This is a genomic window from Streptomyces sp. NPDC026394 (genome assembly GCF_055567735.1).
Genome location: NZ_JBVHPX010000006.1, coordinates 30,533 through 47,066, shown reverse-complemented (window position 1 = coordinate 47,066; position 16,534 = coordinate 30,533). Strand labels below are relative to the sequence as shown.

15 protein-coding genes and 1 tRNA gene are annotated in these 16,534 nt (G+C 72.0%); 14 read left to right on the top strand and 2 right to left on the bottom strand.

The genetic code is table 11. From position 1 onward, the window contains the following. Positions 1-53: 53 nt before the first annotated feature. The 3 genes from ACZ4QV_RS16235 to ACZ4QV_RS16225 all read left to right on the top strand — a co-directional run bounded on the left by ACZ4QV_RS16235 (position 54) and on the right by ACZ4QV_RS16225 (position 1,549). Positions 54-127 (top strand) — tRNA-Met (locus tag ACZ4QV_RS16235). A 115-nt stretch (positions 128-242) separates the two neighbouring features. Beyond that, on the top strand, positions 243-911 hold the full coding sequence (locus tag ACZ4QV_RS16230; RefSeq protein ID WP_361148195.1) for an HdeD family acid-resistance protein: 669 nt from the start codon (positions 243-245) through the stop codon (positions 909-911). 131 nt (positions 912-1,042) lie between these two features. Then, entirely contained in the window at positions 1,043-1,549 is a 507-nt protein-coding gene (locus ACZ4QV_RS16225) for an ATP-binding protein (protein ID WP_361148193.1), read from the top strand. Here ACZ4QV_RS16225 and idi read toward each other — a convergent pair. Together idi and ACZ4QV_RS16215 are read right to left on the bottom strand one after the other, a co-directional pair. Continuing rightward, complete coding sequence (gene idi, locus ACZ4QV_RS16220; RefSeq protein WP_361581367.1) at positions 1,524-2,135, bottom strand: isopentenyl-diphosphate Delta-isomerase; 612 nt, start codon at positions 2,133-2,135, stop codon at positions 1,524-1,526. The two genes, ACZ4QV_RS16225 and idi, sit on opposite strands and share 26 nt — an antisense overlap. Before the next feature lie 56 nt (positions 2,136-2,191). Further along, positions 2,192-3,139, bottom strand: a complete 948-nt coding sequence (locus ACZ4QV_RS16215) for a cation diffusion facilitator family transporter (protein WP_361616582.1) — start codon at positions 3,137-3,139, stop codon at positions 2,192-2,194. 1,186 nt (positions 3,140-4,325) lie between these two features. On the opposite strand from ACZ4QV_RS16215, the gene ACZ4QV_RS16210 reads away from it, so the two are divergent. The 11 genes from ACZ4QV_RS16210 to ACZ4QV_RS16160 all read left to right on the top strand — a co-directional run bounded on the left by ACZ4QV_RS16210 (position 4,326) and on the right by ACZ4QV_RS16160 (position 16,421). Continuing rightward, positions 4,326-6,119 carry a DUF5941 domain-containing protein gene (locus ACZ4QV_RS16210; protein WP_467763104.1) on the top strand — a complete coding sequence of 598 codons (1,794 nt, stop codon included), beginning with the start codon at positions 4,326-4,328 and terminating at the stop codon, positions 6,117-6,119. Beyond that, the gene (locus ACZ4QV_RS16205; protein WP_361148187.1) at positions 6,116-6,853 is read left to right on the top strand and encodes a phosphocholine cytidylyltransferase family protein; all 738 of its coding nucleotides are present in this window, start codon (positions 6,116-6,118) and stop codon (positions 6,851-6,853) included. The genes ACZ4QV_RS16210 and ACZ4QV_RS16205 overlap by 4 nt, the downstream gene beginning before the upstream one ends. Continuing rightward, positions 6,841-7,902: an iron-containing alcohol dehydrogenase family protein gene (locus tag ACZ4QV_RS16200; RefSeq protein WP_361148185.1), complete on the top strand. Its 1,062-nt coding sequence runs from the start codon at positions 6,841-6,843 to the stop codon at positions 7,900-7,902. The genes ACZ4QV_RS16205 and ACZ4QV_RS16200 overlap by 13 nt, the downstream gene beginning before the upstream one ends. Continuing rightward, positions 7,880-8,659 (top strand): CDP-alcohol phosphatidyltransferase family protein, encoded by a 780-nt coding sequence (locus ACZ4QV_RS16195; RefSeq protein WP_361148183.1) that lies wholly within the window; start codon positions 7,880-7,882, stop codon positions 8,657-8,659. Before ACZ4QV_RS16200 ends, ACZ4QV_RS16195 begins: the two co-directional genes overlap by 23 nt. Before the next feature lie 14 nt (positions 8,660-8,673). Beyond that, positions 8,674-9,546: a glycosyltransferase family 2 protein gene (locus ACZ4QV_RS16190; protein WP_361148181.1), complete on the top strand. Its 873-nt coding sequence runs from the start codon at positions 8,674-8,676 to the stop codon at positions 9,544-9,546. A 79-nt stretch (positions 9,547-9,625) separates the two neighbouring features. Further along, complete coding sequence (locus tag ACZ4QV_RS16185) at positions 9,626-10,555, top strand: ABC transporter permease (protein ID WP_361148179.1); 930 nt, start codon at positions 9,626-9,628, stop codon at positions 10,553-10,555. Continuing rightward, positions 10,548-11,345 (top strand): ABC transporter ATP-binding protein, encoded by a 798-nt coding sequence (locus ACZ4QV_RS16180; RefSeq protein WP_030023851.1) that lies wholly within the window; start codon positions 10,548-10,550, stop codon positions 11,343-11,345. Before ACZ4QV_RS16185 ends, ACZ4QV_RS16180 begins: the two co-directional genes overlap by 8 nt. Before the next feature lie 424 nt (positions 11,346-11,769). Then, positions 11,770-12,714 carry a squalene synthase HpnC gene (gene hpnC / locus ACZ4QV_RS16175; RefSeq protein ID WP_361148177.1) on the top strand — a complete coding sequence of 315 codons (945 nt, stop codon included), beginning with the start codon at positions 11,770-11,772 and terminating at the stop codon, positions 12,712-12,714. Then, on the top strand, positions 12,711-13,688 hold the full coding sequence (gene hpnD, locus ACZ4QV_RS16170; protein WP_467762993.1) for a presqualene diphosphate synthase HpnD: 978 nt from the start codon (positions 12,711-12,713) through the stop codon (positions 13,686-13,688). Before hpnC ends, hpnD begins: the two co-directional genes overlap by 4 nt. A 133-nt stretch (positions 13,689-13,821) precedes the next feature. After that, complete coding sequence (hpnE, locus tag ACZ4QV_RS16165) at positions 13,822-15,303, top strand: hydroxysqualene dehydroxylase HpnE (protein ID WP_361581985.1); 1,482 nt, start codon at positions 13,822-13,824, stop codon at positions 15,301-15,303. Beyond that, the gene (locus ACZ4QV_RS16160; RefSeq protein ID WP_467762992.1) at positions 15,300-16,421 is read left to right on the top strand and encodes a polyprenyl synthetase family protein; all 1,122 of its coding nucleotides are present in this window, start codon (positions 15,300-15,302) and stop codon (positions 16,419-16,421) included. Before hpnE ends, ACZ4QV_RS16160 begins: the two co-directional genes overlap by 4 nt. Positions 16,422-16,534 lie beyond the last annotated feature (113 nt).

The window sequence follows — 16,534 nt, the reverse complement described above, 5'->3', positions numbered from 1 at the left end:
CGCCCGGCGATTTGGCGTACGGCCCCGGCGCCCCGTAGGGTGGTGTCAACCGACGCGGGGTGGAGCAGCTCGGTAGCTCGCTGGGCTCATAACCCAGAGGTCGCAGGTTCAAATCCTGTCCCCGCTACTTCCGCAGCAGGCCCGGTGCTTTCCGTAAGCACCGGGCCTGCTGTCGTGCGTGCGCTGCCGTCCGGGCCCAAAAGAGGTATACCGGGACAAAGGCGTCCGTGAGGAGGACCGTGATGCTCGGCAGGGACAGATCCTCGAAGGCCTCGGCGGCCACGGCGCCGCCGGGGACGCAGGCGGCGGGCGAGCTGAAACGCAGCTTCGGCCTGCTGGCGGTGCTCGGGGCGATCCTGGTGGTCGCCGGTCTGGTGGGTCTCGTGTACGTCGGTTTCGCGACCCTCACCTCGATGCTGCTCTTCGGATGGCTGCTGCTGATCGGCGGCGTGGTCGGGCTGCTGCACGCGATCCAGTCGCGCGGCACCAGCTTCTTCTGGCTCGCGGTGATCGTGGCGGCGCTGAACATCGCCGCGGGGGTGGTGGTCATCCGGCAGCCGGAGGTGGCGGCGGCGGGCCTGACGATGTTCGCGGCGCTGCTCTTCCTGACCGGAGGTGTCTTCCGGCTCGCCGGCGGCGCGGTCGTACGGGGGCCGCAGTTCGGCTGGACGCTGGTGCAGGGGGCCTTCGGCATCCTGCTGGGCGTGCTGGTGCTCGGTGACTGGCCGCACAGCAGCCGGTACGTGATCGGCTGCTTCTTCTCCCTCGCGCTGCTCTTCGACGGGCTGGGGCTGATCGCGATGGGCGTCGGCGGGCGGCGGATCGTCGGTATGGTGGCGGACGGCCGCGGCCCGCGTACGGGTGCACCGGACGCCACCGGGCGCCCACCGGCCTCATCCGGCAATTCTTGAACAGGAAACAAAAAGGTCAGGATCAGTCGCTGGCCTGAGCGCCGATGGCGAATTCGGTCAGAAGACGTCGATAGACGCTGACTTGTGTTCAGCGAGCCGGTCCGGGCCAGCTCACAACCAACACTCGGAGGGTGAGGACGCCTTCCGGCCCCCCGGCCGAACCCCCCGAGGAGCTGACTGCCGCGCGCGCGTACGAAGGAGTCTGGCGCTTCACCGCACCGGCACTGGAGTCGTCGGTGCCCCAGGCACGCCACGCGGTCCGGGACCTGCTCGCCCGGCAGCGCGTGCCCGCGGCCGGGGAGGTCCTGGACGCCCTGCTGCTGATCGTCTCCGAACTGGTCACCAACGCCGTGCAGCACGCCGCGCTGCTCTCCCCCGAGATCACCGTCGAGGTCACGGTCGGCGCCAACTGGGTCAGGGCCGCCGTGGAGGACGACCACCCGTACCGCCCCAAGGCCGTCGAGGCGGACGAGGGCGACATCGGCGGGCGCGGCCTGTGGCTGGTCAAGATGCTCACCGCCGAGGCGGGCGGCAAGTGCGACGTCGAGCACACGGCGAGCGGCGGCAAGGCGGTCTGGGCCGAACTGCCGCTCGCCCCGCCGACGGGCGGGTCTACCAGCCCGCCGCCGGTCCGGTGAGCTCCCGCACGGCGGGCCTGGCCGCGTCCAGCACGGTCATGAACCACGCCGAGAACGGCGCCTGCTGGTGCCGCTCGGCCAGTTCCTGAGGCGTCACGAACGCGATCTCGCCGACCTCCTCGGGGTCCGGCTCCGGCGCGGCCTGCACCAGTCCCACGAACAGGTGGTTGTACTCCTGCTCGACCAGCCCGGACTCCGGGTCCGGGTGGTTGTAGCGGACCGTGCCGGCCTCGCCGAGCAGCGCCGGGGCGACCCCCAGCTCCTCGGCGGTGCGCCGGGCCGCCGCGGCGAACGGCGTCTCACCGGGGTACGGATGGCCGCAGCAGGTGTTGGACCAGACACCGGGGGAGTGGTACTTGCCCAGGGCACGGCGCTGGAGCAGCAGCCGCCCCCGGTCGTCGAAGAGGAAGACCGAGAACGCCCGGTGCAGCAGGCCGGGCGGCTGATGGGCGGCGAGCTTCTCCTCGGTGCCGATCGTCGCGCCGTTCTCGTCGACCAGCTCCAGCAAGATCGGTTCGGCGGTGCCGTCCGGCGGGTTCACCGCCGTGGTTCCGGCGGTCTGTCCGTTGGCAGGTGTGATCGGCATGCCCATCCTTGTCGTCGGTCTCCTCGCCGCTCAAGTCTGCCCTAGCCGCGCCCGCATCATGGGCACAGTTGCGCCTCGTGCGCCGCCAGGCCGCCCGGCTCCAGCTGGAAGGTGCAGTGCCCGACGTCGAAGTGCCCGCCCAGGCAGCCGCGCAGCGCGTGCAGCATCTTCTCCTGACCGGCGGTGTCCAGCGCGTCCGGGGCGACGACCACGTGGGCCGAGAGCACCGGCATCCCCGACGTGATCGTCCAGGCGTGCAGATCGTGGACGTCCTCGACGCCCGGCAGCGCGAGCAGATGCGCCCGTACCTCTGTCATGTCCACTCCCTTGGGTGCGGACTCCAGCAGCACGTCCAGGGACTCGCGGAAGAGCTTCCAGGTACGCGGCACGATCATCAGCCCGATCACGATGGACGCGATCGGGTCGGCCGCCGCCCAGCCCGTGAGGGTGACCAGCAGGGCCGCCACGACCACCGCCACCGACCCCAGCGCGTCCGCCGCCACCTCCAGGAACGCGCCGCGCACATTGAGGCTGTCGCGCTGCCTGCGCATCAGCAGGGACAGCGACACCAGGTTCGCCACCAGACCGACGGCGCCGAAGACCATGGTCGTACCACCCTCGATCCCGACCGGCTCGAAGAACCGCGGCACCGCCGTGACCAGCACATACCCGCCGACGCCGAACAGCAGCAGGGCGTTCGCCACCGCCGCGAGGATCTCGGCGCGGGCCAGGCCGAAGGTGCGCTGCGGGGAAGGCGGCCGGTTCGCGAAGCGGATCGCGATCAGCGCCATCGTCAGGCCCACCACGTCCGTGGCCATGTGGCCCGCGTCGGCGAGCAGCGCCAGCGAGCCGGTGACCACGCTGCCGATGATCTCGGCGACCATGACGGTCGAGGTCAGCGCCAGCGCCCCGCGCAATCGGCCGCGGTACGCCGCGGCCGCCGTGCCGGTCCCCGCGCCGCCCGCCGCCGGCCCGCCGAATCCGTGGTCGTGTCCTGCGCCCATGCCGTACGCCTCCGTCCGAGATGCCGCCTCCACGCCGCCCGGCCGAAGCCGTCGGCTCTAGCAGTGAACTACGGGTGGGGGGTATGTGGCAACGCGACGCTGAACACCGTTGTCACTACTCTGACCTGCGCGGATGCCCTCCCCGCCGCCGATCTTGCCCAGTCGGCTGGCCACCCCGCCCGGTGGCCGTGCGCCGCGTTCGCTTGGGGCGGCCGGCCTTGTCCGGCAGCGGCTTGCCCCGTGTGGTCGCGGGCTGTCCCGTCTGGCGGCGGCCCGTTCCTTGTCTGGTGGCGGCCGGTCCCGTCTGGTGGCGGCCTGCGCCCCGTCTGGTGGCGGGCCTGTGCCTTGCCTGGGGGTGGCCTGCGCCTCGCCTGGTGGCGGCCGGTCCCGTCTGGTCGTGGCCTGCGCCTCGTCTGGCGGCGCGGCCTGCCCCCGCCGTGCGGTGGCCTGCGCCCCGCCTCGGGGTGGTCTGCCCCCGCCGTGCGGCGGCCTGCGCCCCGTCCAGGGGCGGCCCGCCCTCGCCTGGCGGTCACCGTCCCCGGCCTGCCCCCTGCCCCCTGCCGCCCGACGCTTCCCGTCCGCTCCCGCTGGGTAGGCCCCCGGTGGGGGAATGTGGCGTTCGATTCGGCCAGTAAGGACGAGGGGCACCGCGCCGGGACGAGGGGCGCGGCGTCAGGGCGAGGGGGTGCCGCGTCAGGGCAAGGGCACCGCGCCAAGGCAAGGGGCGCCGCGCCGGGGCAACGGGGCGCCGCGTCAGAGCGGGGGCGCCGCGCCGGAACGAGGGGGCACCGCGTCAGAGCAAGGGGCGCCGCGTCAGGGCGAGGGGGCGCCGTGCCGCGACGGGGGCCACCCTGCCAGGACGAAAGAAGCACCCTGACAGGACGAGGGGTGCCCCATGCAATCCACCCACACGGGACCAGCCGTGCCATATCCGGCACGGCATCCGGGCGTCAGTTGTTCCCGGGTGCGTTGATCCACCATGATGATCGCGGCAGGCGCAGCCTGCGGTCACTCGATCGTGCGGTGAATGCGCGGTGAACGGCCGCATCCGGCGATCCGATAGCCTCTGCCGACGTGCCCACCCGCCCCCTGGGGGCCCAGGTGTGCCACGCCCGCTGCCCGGGTAGTCCGTATCGAATGCGGACCGACCGGCGCGGCCTCGCCAGCTTCCAAGGAGTGAGTTCGTCTGTCGACCGCCATCCTCACCGGTCCGCCGGTCGCCGGGTCGCCGCTCGAAGCCGCCCTGCGCTCGCTGGGTTTCGACGTCCGTACGGCGGACGGTGCCGCGGCCGTGGCCGACGCGCTCGCCGCGGTTCCGGCCGATGAACGCGTCGCCGTGGTCGACCCCCGGTTCGTGGGTCACCTGCACAGCCTCCGGCTGGCGCTGACCGACCCGCGTTTCCCGGCCGCCGCGGTGCCGGGCGCCGTCACCGCGCAGCCCGAGGCGCGCGCCGCGCTCCAGCACGCCGCGGCCGCGGTCCCCGCCGGCCCCGGCACCCGCTACCGCGTGGACGTCCTGCCGGACGCGCTCGCCGAGACCATGGAGGCCGGGGACACCGCGTTGCAGCGTGTCGAACTGGGCAGCCTGGTCGCCACCGTCCCGCTGACGCCCGCAGAGCGCGCCACGGCCGAGGAGGCCGTCGCCGCCGTCGACGACGAGGCCGTACGGCTGCGTACGGCGGTCAAGGCCCGCGACGGGTTCTTCACCACCTTCTGCATCAGCCCGTACTCCCGCTACATCGCCCGCTGGTGCGCGCGCCGCGGCCTGACCCCCAACCAGGTCACCACGGCGTCGCTGCTCACCGCGGTGATCGCGGCGGGCTGCGCGGCCACCGGCAGTCGCGGCGGATTCATCGCCGCCGGCCTGCTCCTGATCTTCTCCTTCGTCCTGGACTGCGCCGACGGGCAGCTCGCCCGCTACTCGTTGCAGTACTCGACGATGGGCGCCTGGCTCGACGCGACCTTCGACCGCGCGAAGGAGTACGCGTACTACGCGGGCCTCGCGCTCGGCGCGGCGCGCGGCGGCGACGACGTGTGGGCGCTGGCTCTGGGAGCCATGGTTCTCCAGACCTGCCGGCATGTCGTCGACTTCTCCTTCAACGAGGCGAACCACGACGCCACCGGCAACACCAGTCCCACCGCGGCCCTGTCCGACCGGCTCGACAGCGTCGGCTGGACGGTCTGGGTGCGCCGGATGATCGTGCTGCCCATCGGCGAGCGCTGGGCCATGATCGCCCTGCTGACCGCCTGCACCACCCCGCGCATCGTCTTCTACGCGCTGCTCATCGGCTGCGCCCTGGCCGCCTGCTACACCACGGCGGGCCGGGTGCTGCGCTCGCTGACGCGGCGCGCGCGGCGGACCGACCGGGCCGCCGGGGCCCTCGCCGACCTCGCCGACTCCGGCCCGTTGGCGGAACTGGTCGCCAAGGGCCCGGCGGCGGGCGGCACGGTGACCGCTCCCGTCATGGCGTTCGCGGGCGTGGCCTTTCTCATGGCGCTGCTGACGTGGAGCGACGCCGGCGGCTGGTGGCCGGTCCTCGGCGCGGCCGTGTACGCGGCCTTCGCCGGTGCCGCCGTCGCCCGTCCGCTCAAGGGCCCGCTCGACTGGCTCGTGCCGCCGCTGTTCCGCGTGGGCGAATACGTCGCCATCCTGGTCGTGGCGGCCCGCTCCGACGCCGACCAGGCGCTGCCCGCGGCGTTCGGCCTGGTGGCGGCGGTCGCCTACCATCACTACGACACCGTCTACCGCATCCGCGTCGGCACGGGGGCTCCGCCGCGATGGCTGGTGCGGGGAGCCGGCGGGCACGAGGGGCGCACGCTGCTCGTCGTCCTCCTCGCGGCACTGCTGCACGGCTCAGGTTTCACAATCGCGCTGACGGTCCTGGCACTGGTCCTGGCGCTGCTGGTGCTCGTGGAGAGCATCCGCTTCTGGGTGTCCTCCGGAGCACCCGCCGTACACGATGAAGGAGAACCCGCATGATCGGCCTCGTGCTGGCCGCCGGCGCCGGACGGCGTCTGCGTCCCTACACCGACACCCTGCCCAAGGCACTGGTGCCGGTCGATGGTGAGACCACCATCCTGGACCTGACGCTCGGCAACTTCGCCGAGATCGGCCTGACCGAGGTCGCGATCATCGTCGGCTACCGCAAGGAGGCCGTGTACGAGCGCAAGGCGGCGCTGGAGGCCAAGTACGGCCTCAAGCTCACGCTCATCGACAACGACAAGGCCGAGGAGTGGAACAACGCCTACTCCCTGTGGTGCGGCCGGGACGCGATCAAGCACGACGTGATCCTCGCCAACGGTGACACCGTGCACCCGGTCTCGGTCGAGCGGACGCTGCTCGCCGCCCGCGGTGAGGGCCGGAAGATCATCATGGCGCTGGACACGGTCAAGCAGCTCGCCGACGAGGAGATGAAGGTCGTCGTCGACCCCGACAAGGGCGCCCGGAAGATCACCAAGCTGATGGACCCCGCCGAGGCCACCGGTGAGTACATCGGTGTCACCCTCATCGAGGGCTCGGCCGCCGAGGAACTGGCGGACGCGCTGAAGACCACCTTCGAGCGCGACCCCGACCTGTACTACGAGGACGGCTACCAGGAGCTGGTCAACCGCGGCTTCCGGATCGACGTGGCCCCGATCGGCGAGGTGGCGTGGGTCGAGATCGACAACCACGACGACCTCGCGAAGGGCCGTGAGATCGCATGCCGGTACTGACCCGCCTCATTCCGTCCCCGGTCGTCGTCGACATCAGCGCCGGCGCACTGGACGACCTGGCGGGCCTGCTGGCCGATCAGCGCATCTCCGCGTCCGGGAAGCTGGCCGTCGCGATCAGCGGCGGCTCCGGGGCCCGGCTGCGGGAGCGGCTGGCCCCCGCGCTGCCCGGCGCCGACTGGTACGAGGTCGGCGGCGGCACGCTGGACGACGCGATCAAGCTCGGCGACGCCATGAAGAAGGGCCACTACGACGCGGTCGTGGGCCTCGGCGGCGGCAAGATCATCGACTGTGCGAAGTACGCGGCGGCCCGCATCGGCCTGCCGCTGGTCGCCGTCGCGACGAACCTGTCGCACGACGGCCTGTGCTCGCCGGTGGCCACCCTCGACAACGACGCGGGCCGCGGCTCGTACGGCGTGCCCAACCCGATCGCCGTGGTGATCGACCTCGACGTCATCCGGGAGGCCCCGGTCCGCTTCGTCCGGTCCGGGATCGGCGACGCCATCTCCAACATCTCCGCCGTCGCGGACTGGGAGCTGTCGCACCGCGAGACCGGCGAGGACATCGACGGACTGGCCGCCGCCATGGCGCGTCAGGCCGGCGAGGCCGTACTGCGCCACCCCGGCGGCGTCGGCGACGACGGCTTCCTCCAGGTGCTGGCCGAGGGCCTGGTCCTCACCGGCATCTCGATGTCCGTGGCCGGCGACAGCCGCCCGGCCTCCGGCGCCTGCCACGAGATCAACCACGCCTTCGACATCCTCTACCCCAAGCGGGCGGCGAGCCACGGCGAGCAGTGCGGCCTCGGCGCCGCCTTCGCCACTCACCTGCGCGGGGACAAGGAGACCTGCGGGCTGATGATCGAGGTGCTGCGGCGGCACGGCCTCCCGGTGACGCCCGGCGAGATCGGCTTCAGCGACGAAGAGTTCGTCAAGGCCGTCGCCTACGCGCCGCGGACCCGCCCCGGCCGCTACACGATCCTCGAACACCTCGACCTGTCCACCGACCAGATCAGGGACGCATACGCCGACTATGCACAAGCCGTCCGTAGCTGAACTCCGCCCGGTCGTGCACCCCGCGGGTGTCAAGGACCGGCGCAGCGGTGAGCACTGGGCCGGTCGCCTGTACATGCGGGAGATCTCGCTGCGCTGCGACCGGTACCTGGTGAACACCAGGATCACGCCGAACCAGCTGACCTACGTCATGACCCTCTTCGGCGTCCTCGCGGCCCCGGCCCTGCTGGTGCCGGGGATCTGGGGGGCCGTGCTCGGGGTGCTGATGGTCCAGCTCTACCTGCTGCTCGACTGTGTCGACGGCGAGGTGGCCCGCTGGAAGAAGCAGTTCTCGCTCGGCGGGGTGTACCTGGACCGGGTCGGCGCCTACCTCACCGACGCCGCCGTACTGGTCGGCTTCGGGCTGCGCGCCGCCGACCTGTGGGGCTCCGGGCGGATCGACTGGCTGTGGGCCTTCCTGGGCACCCTGGCCGCCCTCGGCGCGATCCTCATCAAGGCCGAGACCGACCTGGTCGGCGTCGCCCGCCACCAGGGCGGACTGCCACCGGTCAAGGAGGCGGCGTCCGAGCCGCGCTCGTCCGGCATGGCGCTGGCCCGCAGGGCCGCCGCCGCGCTCAAGTTCCACCGGCTGATCCTCGGCATCGAGGCGTCGCTGGTGATCCTGGTCCTGGCGGTCGTGGACGCGGCCCGGGGCGACCTGTTCTTCTCGCGGCTCGGCGTCGCGGTGATGGCCGGGATCGCGCTCCTCCAGACGCTGCTCCACCTGGTGTCCATCCTCGCCTCCAGCAGGCTCAAGTGACGGGGGCACGAGACATGAAGGTCGGCGCTGTCGTCCTGACCATGGGCAACCGCCCCGAGGAGCTGCGCGCCCTGCTCGACTCGGTCGCCAAGCAGCACGGCGACCCCGTCGAGGTCGTGGTCGTCGGCAACGGCTCGCCGCTGCCGGCGCTGCCCGAGGGCGTACGGACCGTGGAGCTGCCGGAGAACGTCGGCATCCCCGCCGGGCGCAACGTCGGCATCGAGGCGTTCGGACCGGGCGGCAGCGAGGTGGACGTGCTGCTGTTCCTGGACGACGACGGGCTGCTGGAGCGGGCGGACACGGCCGAACAGTGCCGCGAGGCGTTCGCCCGCGACCAGAAGCTCGGCATCATCAGTTTCCGCATCGCGGACCCGGAGACGGGCGAGACGCAGCGGCGGCACGTGCCGCGGCTGCGGGCCTCCGACCCGATGCGGTCCTCCCGGGTCACCACCTTCCTGGGCGGCGCCAACGCGGTCCGTACGAAGGTCTTCGCAGAGGTCGGCGGACTGCCCGACGACTTCTTCTACGCCCATGAGGAGACCGACCTGGCCTGGCGGGCCCTGGACGCGGGCTGGATGATCGACTACCGGGCGGACATGGTGCTGCTGCACCCCACGCACGCCCCCAGCCGGCACGCGGTCTACCACCGTATGGTGGCCCGCAACCGGGTCTGGCTGGCCCGCCGTAACCTTCCGGCTCCGCTGGTTCCGGTCTATCTCGGTGTCTGGTTCCTGCTCACCCTGGCCCGGCGGCCCTCGCGGCCCGCGCTGCGTGCCTGGCTGGGCGGCTTCAAGGAGGGCTGGGCCACGTCCGGTGGTCCCCGGCGCCCCATGAAGTGGCGTACCGTGTGGCGCCTGACCCGGCTGGGCCGCCCTCCCGTCATCTGACAAGCTCGAATCTGAGAGCATCAGGCGCGAACCCGGGGCACGGCCCCGGCAGCGCACCTTGAGGACGAAAGTGTCAACAGTGAGCGAGACTACGCACGACAGTGCGGTCGCCATGAGTGCCCCGCCATCATCCGACGACGGGCTGTCCCGTGCCGAGCTGGCCCGCAAGTACGGGCTCACGCAGAGCGGGGCGCGGCCCAGCCTGCCGGAGTACGTCCGGCAGCTGTGGGACCGGCGGCACTTCATCCGCGCCTTCTCCAGCGCGAAGCTGACCGCGCAGTACAGCCAGGCGAAGCTGGGCCAGGTGTGGCAGGTGGTGACGCCCCTGCTGAACGCGCTCGTCTACTACCTCATCTTCGGCCTGCTGATCGGCACCAGCCGCGGTGTCGAGGACTACGTGCCCTTCCTGGTCACCGGTGTCTTCATCTTCACCTTCACGCAGAGCTCGGTGATGGCCGGAACCCGCGCGGTCTCCGGCAACCTGGGACTGGTGCGCGCCCTGCACTTCCCGCGGGCCTGCCTGCCCATCTCGTTCTGCCTGATGCAGCTCCAGCAGCTGCTGTTCTCGATGGGCGTGCTGATCCTCATCCTGCTGGGCTACGGACAGGTGCCCACCTGGTCCTGGCTGCTGGCGATCCCGGCGCTGGTGCTCCAGTTCGTCTTCAACACCGGACTGGCCATGGTCATGGCCCGCCTGGGCAGCAAGACGCCGGACCTGGCGCAGCTCATGCCGTTCATCATGCGGACGTGGATGTACGCGTCCGGCGTGATGTTCAGCATCGACGTGATCCTCAAGGAGAAGGCGGTCCCGGCCTTCGTGCACGTCCTGCTGGACTGCAACCCGGCCGTGATCTTCATCGACCTGATGCGTTTCGCGCTGATCGACAGCTTCACGTCGGACAAGCTGCCCCCGCACGTGTGGCCGCTGGCCGTCGGCTGGGCGCTGGTGATGGGCGTCGTCGGCTTCGTGTACTTCTGGAAGGCTGAGGAGCGGTACGGCCGTGGCTGAGCAAGAGGACGCCGTACAGACGGCGGACGGGAACCGCGTCCCCACCGTGATCGCGGACGACCTGCACATCGTGTACCGGGTGTACGGCACCGGAGCGGGCAAGGGCAGCGCCACCGCGGCCCTGAACCGCATCATCCGCCGCAAGCCCTCCGGCGGGGTGCGGGAGGTGCACGCGGTCAAGGGCGTCAGCTTCACCGCCTACCGCGGCGAGTCGATCGGCCTGATCGGCTCGAACGGCTCCGGCAAGTCGACGCTGCTCAAGGCCGTAGCCGGCCTGCTGCCGGCGGAGCGCGGCCGGGTCTACTCGCACGGCCAGCCGTCGCTGCTGGGCGTGAACGCGGCCCTGATGAACGACCTGACCGGCGAGAAGAACGTCGTGCTCGGCGGGCTGGCGATGGGCATGTCCCGCGAGCAGGTGCGCGAGCGCTACCAGGGGATCGTCGACTTCTCGGGCATCAACGAGAAGGGCGACTTCATCTCGCTGCCGATGCGGACGTACTCCTCCGGCATGGCGGCCCGGCTGCGCTTCTCCATCGCGGCGGCCAAGGACCACGACGTCCTGATGATCGACGAGGCGCTGGCGACGGGTGACCGGGCGTTCCAGAAGCGCTCCGAGGCCCGCATCCGCGAGCTGCGCAAGGAGGCCGGTACGGTCTTCCTGGTCAGCCACAACAACAAGTCGATCAGGGACACCTGCGACCGGGTGCTGTGGCTGGAGCGGGGCGAGCTGCTGATGGACGGCCCGACCGACGAGGTGATCAAGGCGTACGAGAAGGAGTCGGGCAAGTAGCCCGCAGCGCGTCGCACGGCCCCCGCGAGTCCGGCTCGCGGGGGCCGTTGATCGTCGCGGGCCGGCCGCGGAAGGTCGTGCGCCGGTCCTGAGATCGTCAACAGCTGGTCAACTCGGCCGGATACAGGAACAGTTCATGGCGTGTGGATGTTGACCGGATCGTTGCTTCAAGGTTCGGTACCCCCTCGGACGCCGGTGAGATGTACGGCGTAAGCTGTACGGGTACTGAACAGCACAAGTGGCACAAGTCGGGCAATGCGTACCCGTCCTGGCGACCGGGAGCCCGATCGGGCGGGTCGCGTCATGCGGCGTGTCCGAAATGGGATGTTTTGGCTTGGCGGTGTAGAACGGGAGGCGTGACGGCAATGGCTACTGGAACTCTCCGGCTCCGAAACGCGCCGGGCAGCCTCCGGTGAGCCGAGGGATGGCACGGGCACGCGACGTCCTGGCCCGGCCCCGGACGCCGGGCGGCGGCCGGGACGACGCGCAGTCGCGCACCGTCACGGACCAGGCCGCGCACGAGAACTTCCCGGTGGCGCCGTTCTTCCTGCCGCGCGCCTGGCGCCGGGACCTGATGGCCGTCTACGGCTTCGCGCGCCTCGTGGACGACATCGGCGACGGCGACCTGGCGCCCGGCGGCGGTGACGCGGCCCGGCTCGGTCTGGACCCCGAGCGGGACGCGGGAGACACGCTCGCCCTGCTCGACGCGCTGGAGGCGGACCTGTACCGCGTCTTCAGCGACCGCGCCCCCGGACCGCTGCACCCCCTGATGCGCCGCCTCGGCCCCACTGTGCGCCGCTGCGGCCTGACCCCCGAGCCCTTCCTCGGCCTGATCGAGGCCAACCGGCAGGACCAGCGGGTCGGCCGCTACGCGACCTACGGCGACCTGCTCGCCTACTGCGAGCTGTCCGCCAATCCCGTCGGCCGGCTCGTCCTGGGCATCACCGGCACCGCCAGCCCGGAGCGGGTCCGGCGCTCGGACGCGGTCTGCACCGCGCTGCAGATCGTCGAGCACCTCCAGGACGTCGCCGAGGACCTGGGCCGGGACCGCGTCTATCTTCCCGGCGAGGACATGAAACACTTCGGCGTCACCGAGGCGGACCTGGCCGCCCCGACAGGGGGCGCGCCGGTGCGCGCGCTGATCGCGTACGAGGCGGAACGCGCCCGTGCGCTGCTGAATGAAGGCACCCCGCTGGTGGGTAGCGTCCACGGCAGGCTCAAGCTGCTGCTCGCCGGCTTCGTCGGCGGCGGACGCGCCGCACTCCGGGCGGTCGCGGCCGCCGACCACGACGTACTCCCTGGACCGCCCAAGCCGACCAAGCTCAGCCTGCTGCGCGAGGTGGGGGCGACATTGCGAAGAGAGGGGTGAGTCGGACCGTGGAGGACATCGCACACGCGTCCGCGCCGGTGCTCGCTGCATACCGTTACTGCGAGACCGTGACCGGGCAGCAGGCACGTAACTTCGCCTACGGCATCCGGCTGTTGCCGGCCGACAAGCGGCAGGCCATGTCGGCGCTCTACGCCTTCTCGCGCCGCGTCGACGACATCGGCGACGGCCCGCTGGAGGACGGCGCCAAGCAGCAGCGGCTGGAGGAGACCCGGGCCCTGCTCGCCCGCATCAAGGACGGCGCGGTCGACGAGGACGACACCGACCCGGTGGCGGTCGCGCTGGCCGACGCCGCCCGGCGCTTCCCGATCCCGCTGGACGGGCTCGACGAGCTGATCGACGGCGTCCTGATGGACGTACGCGGCGAGACGTACGAGACCTGGGACGACCTGAAGGTCTACTGCCGCTGTGTGGCGGGGGCCATCGGCCGGCTCTCCCTGGGAGTGTTCGGCACCGTACCCGGCGCGCCGGACACCGCACGCGCCGCCGAGTACGCCGATACGCTCGGGCTGGCGCTGCAACTGACCAATATCCTGAGAGACGTTCGCGAGGACGCCGGGAACGGCCGTACGTACCTCCCTTCCGACGACCTCGCCAAGTTCGGCTGCTCGGTGGGCTTCCACAGTCCGGTACCACCGCCCGGCGCGGACTTCACCGGACTGGTCCACTACGAAGTCAGGCGTGCCCGCGCCCTGTTCGACCAGGGCTTCCGGCTGCTGCCGATGCTCGACCGGCGCAGCGGGGCCTGCGTCGCCGCCATGGCCGGCATCTACCACCGCCTCCTGTCGCGGATCGCCGCGGACCCGGAGGCCGTGCTGCGCGGCCGGGTCTCGCTGCCCGGCCGGGAGAAGGCGTTCGTGGCGGTGCGCGGCCTGTCGGGCTTCGACGCGCGGGCGATCGGCCGCCGGCAGGCGGCCCGGGCGGCGGGACGGCCGCCCGTGAGGAGGCGCGGATGACGGTCAGGGAGACGGGTGAGGGCGACGAGCCCTGCTCAGGGCCACTGCGGCGGGCCAAGCGGCGGGCAACCCTCCGCCGGGCCGCTGCGTCCCTGACGGCAGTAATCAGGGAGGGCGAATGACATCGGAACCGATGGGGCCCGACCGGCACGATGCACAGGAAGCAGGCCGTCCCGATGGGGCGGCTGCGGTGGTCATTGGGGGCGGTCTGGCCGGCATCACGGCGGCGCTGGCGCTGGCCGACGCCGGACTGCGGGTCACCCTCGTCGAGGGCCGGCCCAGGCTGGGCGGCCTGGTCTTCTCCTTCCGTCGCGAGTCCGCGGCGGGGGAGCTGACCGTCGACAACGGGCAGCACGTCTACCTGCGCTGCTGCACCGCGTACGACTGGTTCCTCCGCCGGGTGGGGGGACGCGCCCTGGTGCCTCTCCAGGACCGGATGGACGTCCCGGTGCTGGACGCCGACGGGCTGCGGCTGGGGCGGCTGCGGCGTACGGCCCTGCCCGTACCGCTGCACCTGGCGAAGAGCCTGGCCATGTACCCGCACCTGTCGCTCGCCGAGCGGGCGAACGTGGGCCGCGCGGCGCTGGCCCTGAAGAAGCTCGACCCCGAGGACCCCGCACTGGACGGCGTCGACTTCGCCTCCTGGCTGGCCCGGCACGGCCAGTCGCCGCGCGCGGTCGAGGCGCTGTGGGACCTGGTCGGCGTCGCGACGCTCAACGCGCGGGCCGGCGACGCGTCGCTGGGCCTGGCCGCCAAGGTCTTCAAGACGGGGCTGCTCTCCGACAACGGCGCCGCCGACATCGGCTGGTCACGGGTGCCGCTCGGCGAGGTGCACGACACGCTCGCGCGCGAGGCCCTGGAGAAGGCGGGCGTCCGCGTCGAGCTGCGCACCCGCGCGAGCGCCCTGGCCCGGGCCGAGGACGGCACCTGGCGGGTGACGGTGGAGAACGGGCCGCACGGCCGCGAGCAGCTCGGTGCCAAAACGGTCGTGCTGGCGTTGCCGCAGCGCGAGACGCACGGCCTCCTGCCGGAGGGCAGCCTCGACGGCCAGGACCGGCTGCTGGAGATCGGCACCGCGCCGATCCTGAATCTGCACGTCATTTACGACCGGCCGGTGCTCGAGCTGGGGGCACCCCCCGGACCGTCAGGTCCGTCGAGGGGGACGTTTTTCGCGGCGCTCGGCTCGCCCGTGCAGTGGGTCTTCGACCGTACGGAAGCCTCCGGCCTCGCCGCGCTGCCCGGCGGCGCCCGCAGCCAGTACCTGGCCGTGTCGCAGTCCGCCGCGCAGGACGACATCGACCGGCCGGTGGCCGAGCTGCGCGCACGCTACCTGCCGGAGCTGGAGCGGCTGTTGCCCGCCGCGCGCGGCGCCGGCGTCCGCGACTTCTTCGTCACCCGCGAACGCACCGCGACGTTCGCCCCCACCCCGGGCGTCGGCCGGCTGCGGCCCGCCGCCCGTACCCAGACCCCCGGCCTGTACCTGGCCGGTGCGTGGACCGCCACCGGGTGGCCCGCGACCATGGAAAGCGCTGTTCGCAGCGGCCTCGGCGCCGTTCGCGAGGCACTCACCGAACTCGGCTGCCCCCAGGGCCGGTTGCCCCAGGAGGTGGCATGACCACGAGTACGAGCGCTCGCACGAGCACGAGCACCGGAAACAGAGGAGAAACCGTGAATCCGGCTTCCCCAGCTATCGACACCGAGAGCGTCACCGCGCTGCTGGAGCGCGGGCGGCGGCTCGCCACTCCCGTGCTGCGTGCCGCCGTGGACCGGCTCGCGCCTCCCATGGACACCGTCGCCGCGTACCACTTCGGCTGGATCGACGCCGCCGGCCGGCCCGCGTCCGGGGACGGCGGCAAGGCCGTACGCCCCGCGCTCGCGCTGCTGTCGGCGCAGGCCGCCGGACAGCCGCCGGAGGTCGGCGTGCCCGGCGCCGTCGCCGTCGAACTGGTCCACAACTTCTCGCTGCTGCACGACGACCTGATGGACGGCGACGAGCAGCGGCGCCACCGCGACACGGTGTGGAAGGTGCACGGCCCGGCGCAGGCGATCCTCGTCGGCGACGCGCTGTTCGCCCTCGCCAACGAAATACTGCTGGAGCTGGGCACGGTCGAGGCCGGTCGCGCCACCCGCCGCCTGACGGTGGCCACCCGCAAGCTCATCGACGGCCAGGCCCAGGACATCTCCTACGAGCACCGCGAGCGGGTCACCGTCGAGGAGTGCCTGGAGATGGAGGGCAACAAGACGGGCGCGCTGCTCGCCTGCGCCGTCTCCATCGGTGCCGTCCTCGGCGGCGCCGACGACCGTACCGCCGACATCCTGGAGCGGTACGGCTACCACCTCGGCCTCGCCTTCCAGGCCGTCGACGACCTGCTCGGCATCTGGGGCGATCCGGAGGCCACCGGCAAGCAGACCTGGAGCGACCTGCGCCAGCGCAAGAAGTCGCTGCCGGTCGTCGCCGCCCTGGCGGCCGACAACCCGGCCGCCGAGCGGCTGGCCGGCATCCTCGCGGCGGACGCGAAGAAGAGCGAGGACGAGATCGCCGACTTCACCGAGGAGGAGTTCGCCTCCCGCGCGGCCCTCATCGAGGAGGCCGGCGGCCGAGAGTGGACCTCCCAGGAGGCCCGCCGCCAGCACACCACCGCCATCGCCGCACTGGACGAGGTGGACATGCCCGCACCGGTCCGCGCGCAGTTCGTCGCGCTCGCGGACTTCGTCGTCGTACGAGAGAGATGATCACTATCGAACCGATCTAGATCGCAGTCGCCGGCCGGTGCCGTCCCCGCTCCGAGGCGGGGCCCGGGTGCCGGCTGACGGAATCCCTGAGCACGCTTCACAGAGTTCACTGC

What these genes read in the sequence shown, in the direction of transcription:
- ACZ4QV_RS16230 (WP_361148195.1), top strand. Translation starts at nt 243, where the DNA reads ATGCTCGGCAGGGACAGATCCTCGAAGGCCTCGGCGGCCACGGCGCCG.
- idi (WP_361581367.1), bottom strand. Translation starts at nt 2,135, where the DNA reads ATGCCGATCACACCTGCCAACGGACAGACCGCCGGAACCACGGCGGTG.
- ACZ4QV_RS16215 (WP_361616582.1), bottom strand. Translation starts at nt 3,139, where the DNA reads ATGGGCGCAGGACACGACCACGGATTCGGCGGGCCGGCGGCGGGCGGC.
- ACZ4QV_RS16205 (WP_361148187.1), top strand. Translation starts at nt 6,116, where the DNA reads ATGATCGGCCTCGTGCTGGCCGCCGGCGCCGGACGGCGTCTGCGTCCC.
- ACZ4QV_RS16200 (WP_361148185.1), top strand. Translation starts at nt 6,841, where the DNA reads ATGCCGGTACTGACCCGCCTCATTCCGTCCCCGGTCGTCGTCGACATC.
- ACZ4QV_RS16195 (WP_361148183.1), top strand. Translation starts at nt 7,880, where the DNA reads ATGCACAAGCCGTCCGTAGCTGAACTCCGCCCGGTCGTGCACCCCGCG.
- ACZ4QV_RS16190 (WP_361148181.1), top strand. Translation starts at nt 8,674, where the DNA reads ATGAAGGTCGGCGCTGTCGTCCTGACCATGGGCAACCGCCCCGAGGAG.
- hpnC (WP_361148177.1), top strand. Translation starts at nt 11,770, where the DNA reads ATGGCACGGGCACGCGACGTCCTGGCCCGGCCCCGGACGCCGGGCGGC.
- hpnE (WP_361581985.1), top strand. Translation starts at nt 13,822, where the DNA reads ATGGGGCCCGACCGGCACGATGCACAGGAAGCAGGCCGTCCCGATGGG.
- ACZ4QV_RS16160 (WP_467762992.1), top strand. Translation starts at nt 15,300, where the DNA reads ATGACCACGAGTACGAGCGCTCGCACGAGCACGAGCACCGGAAACAGA.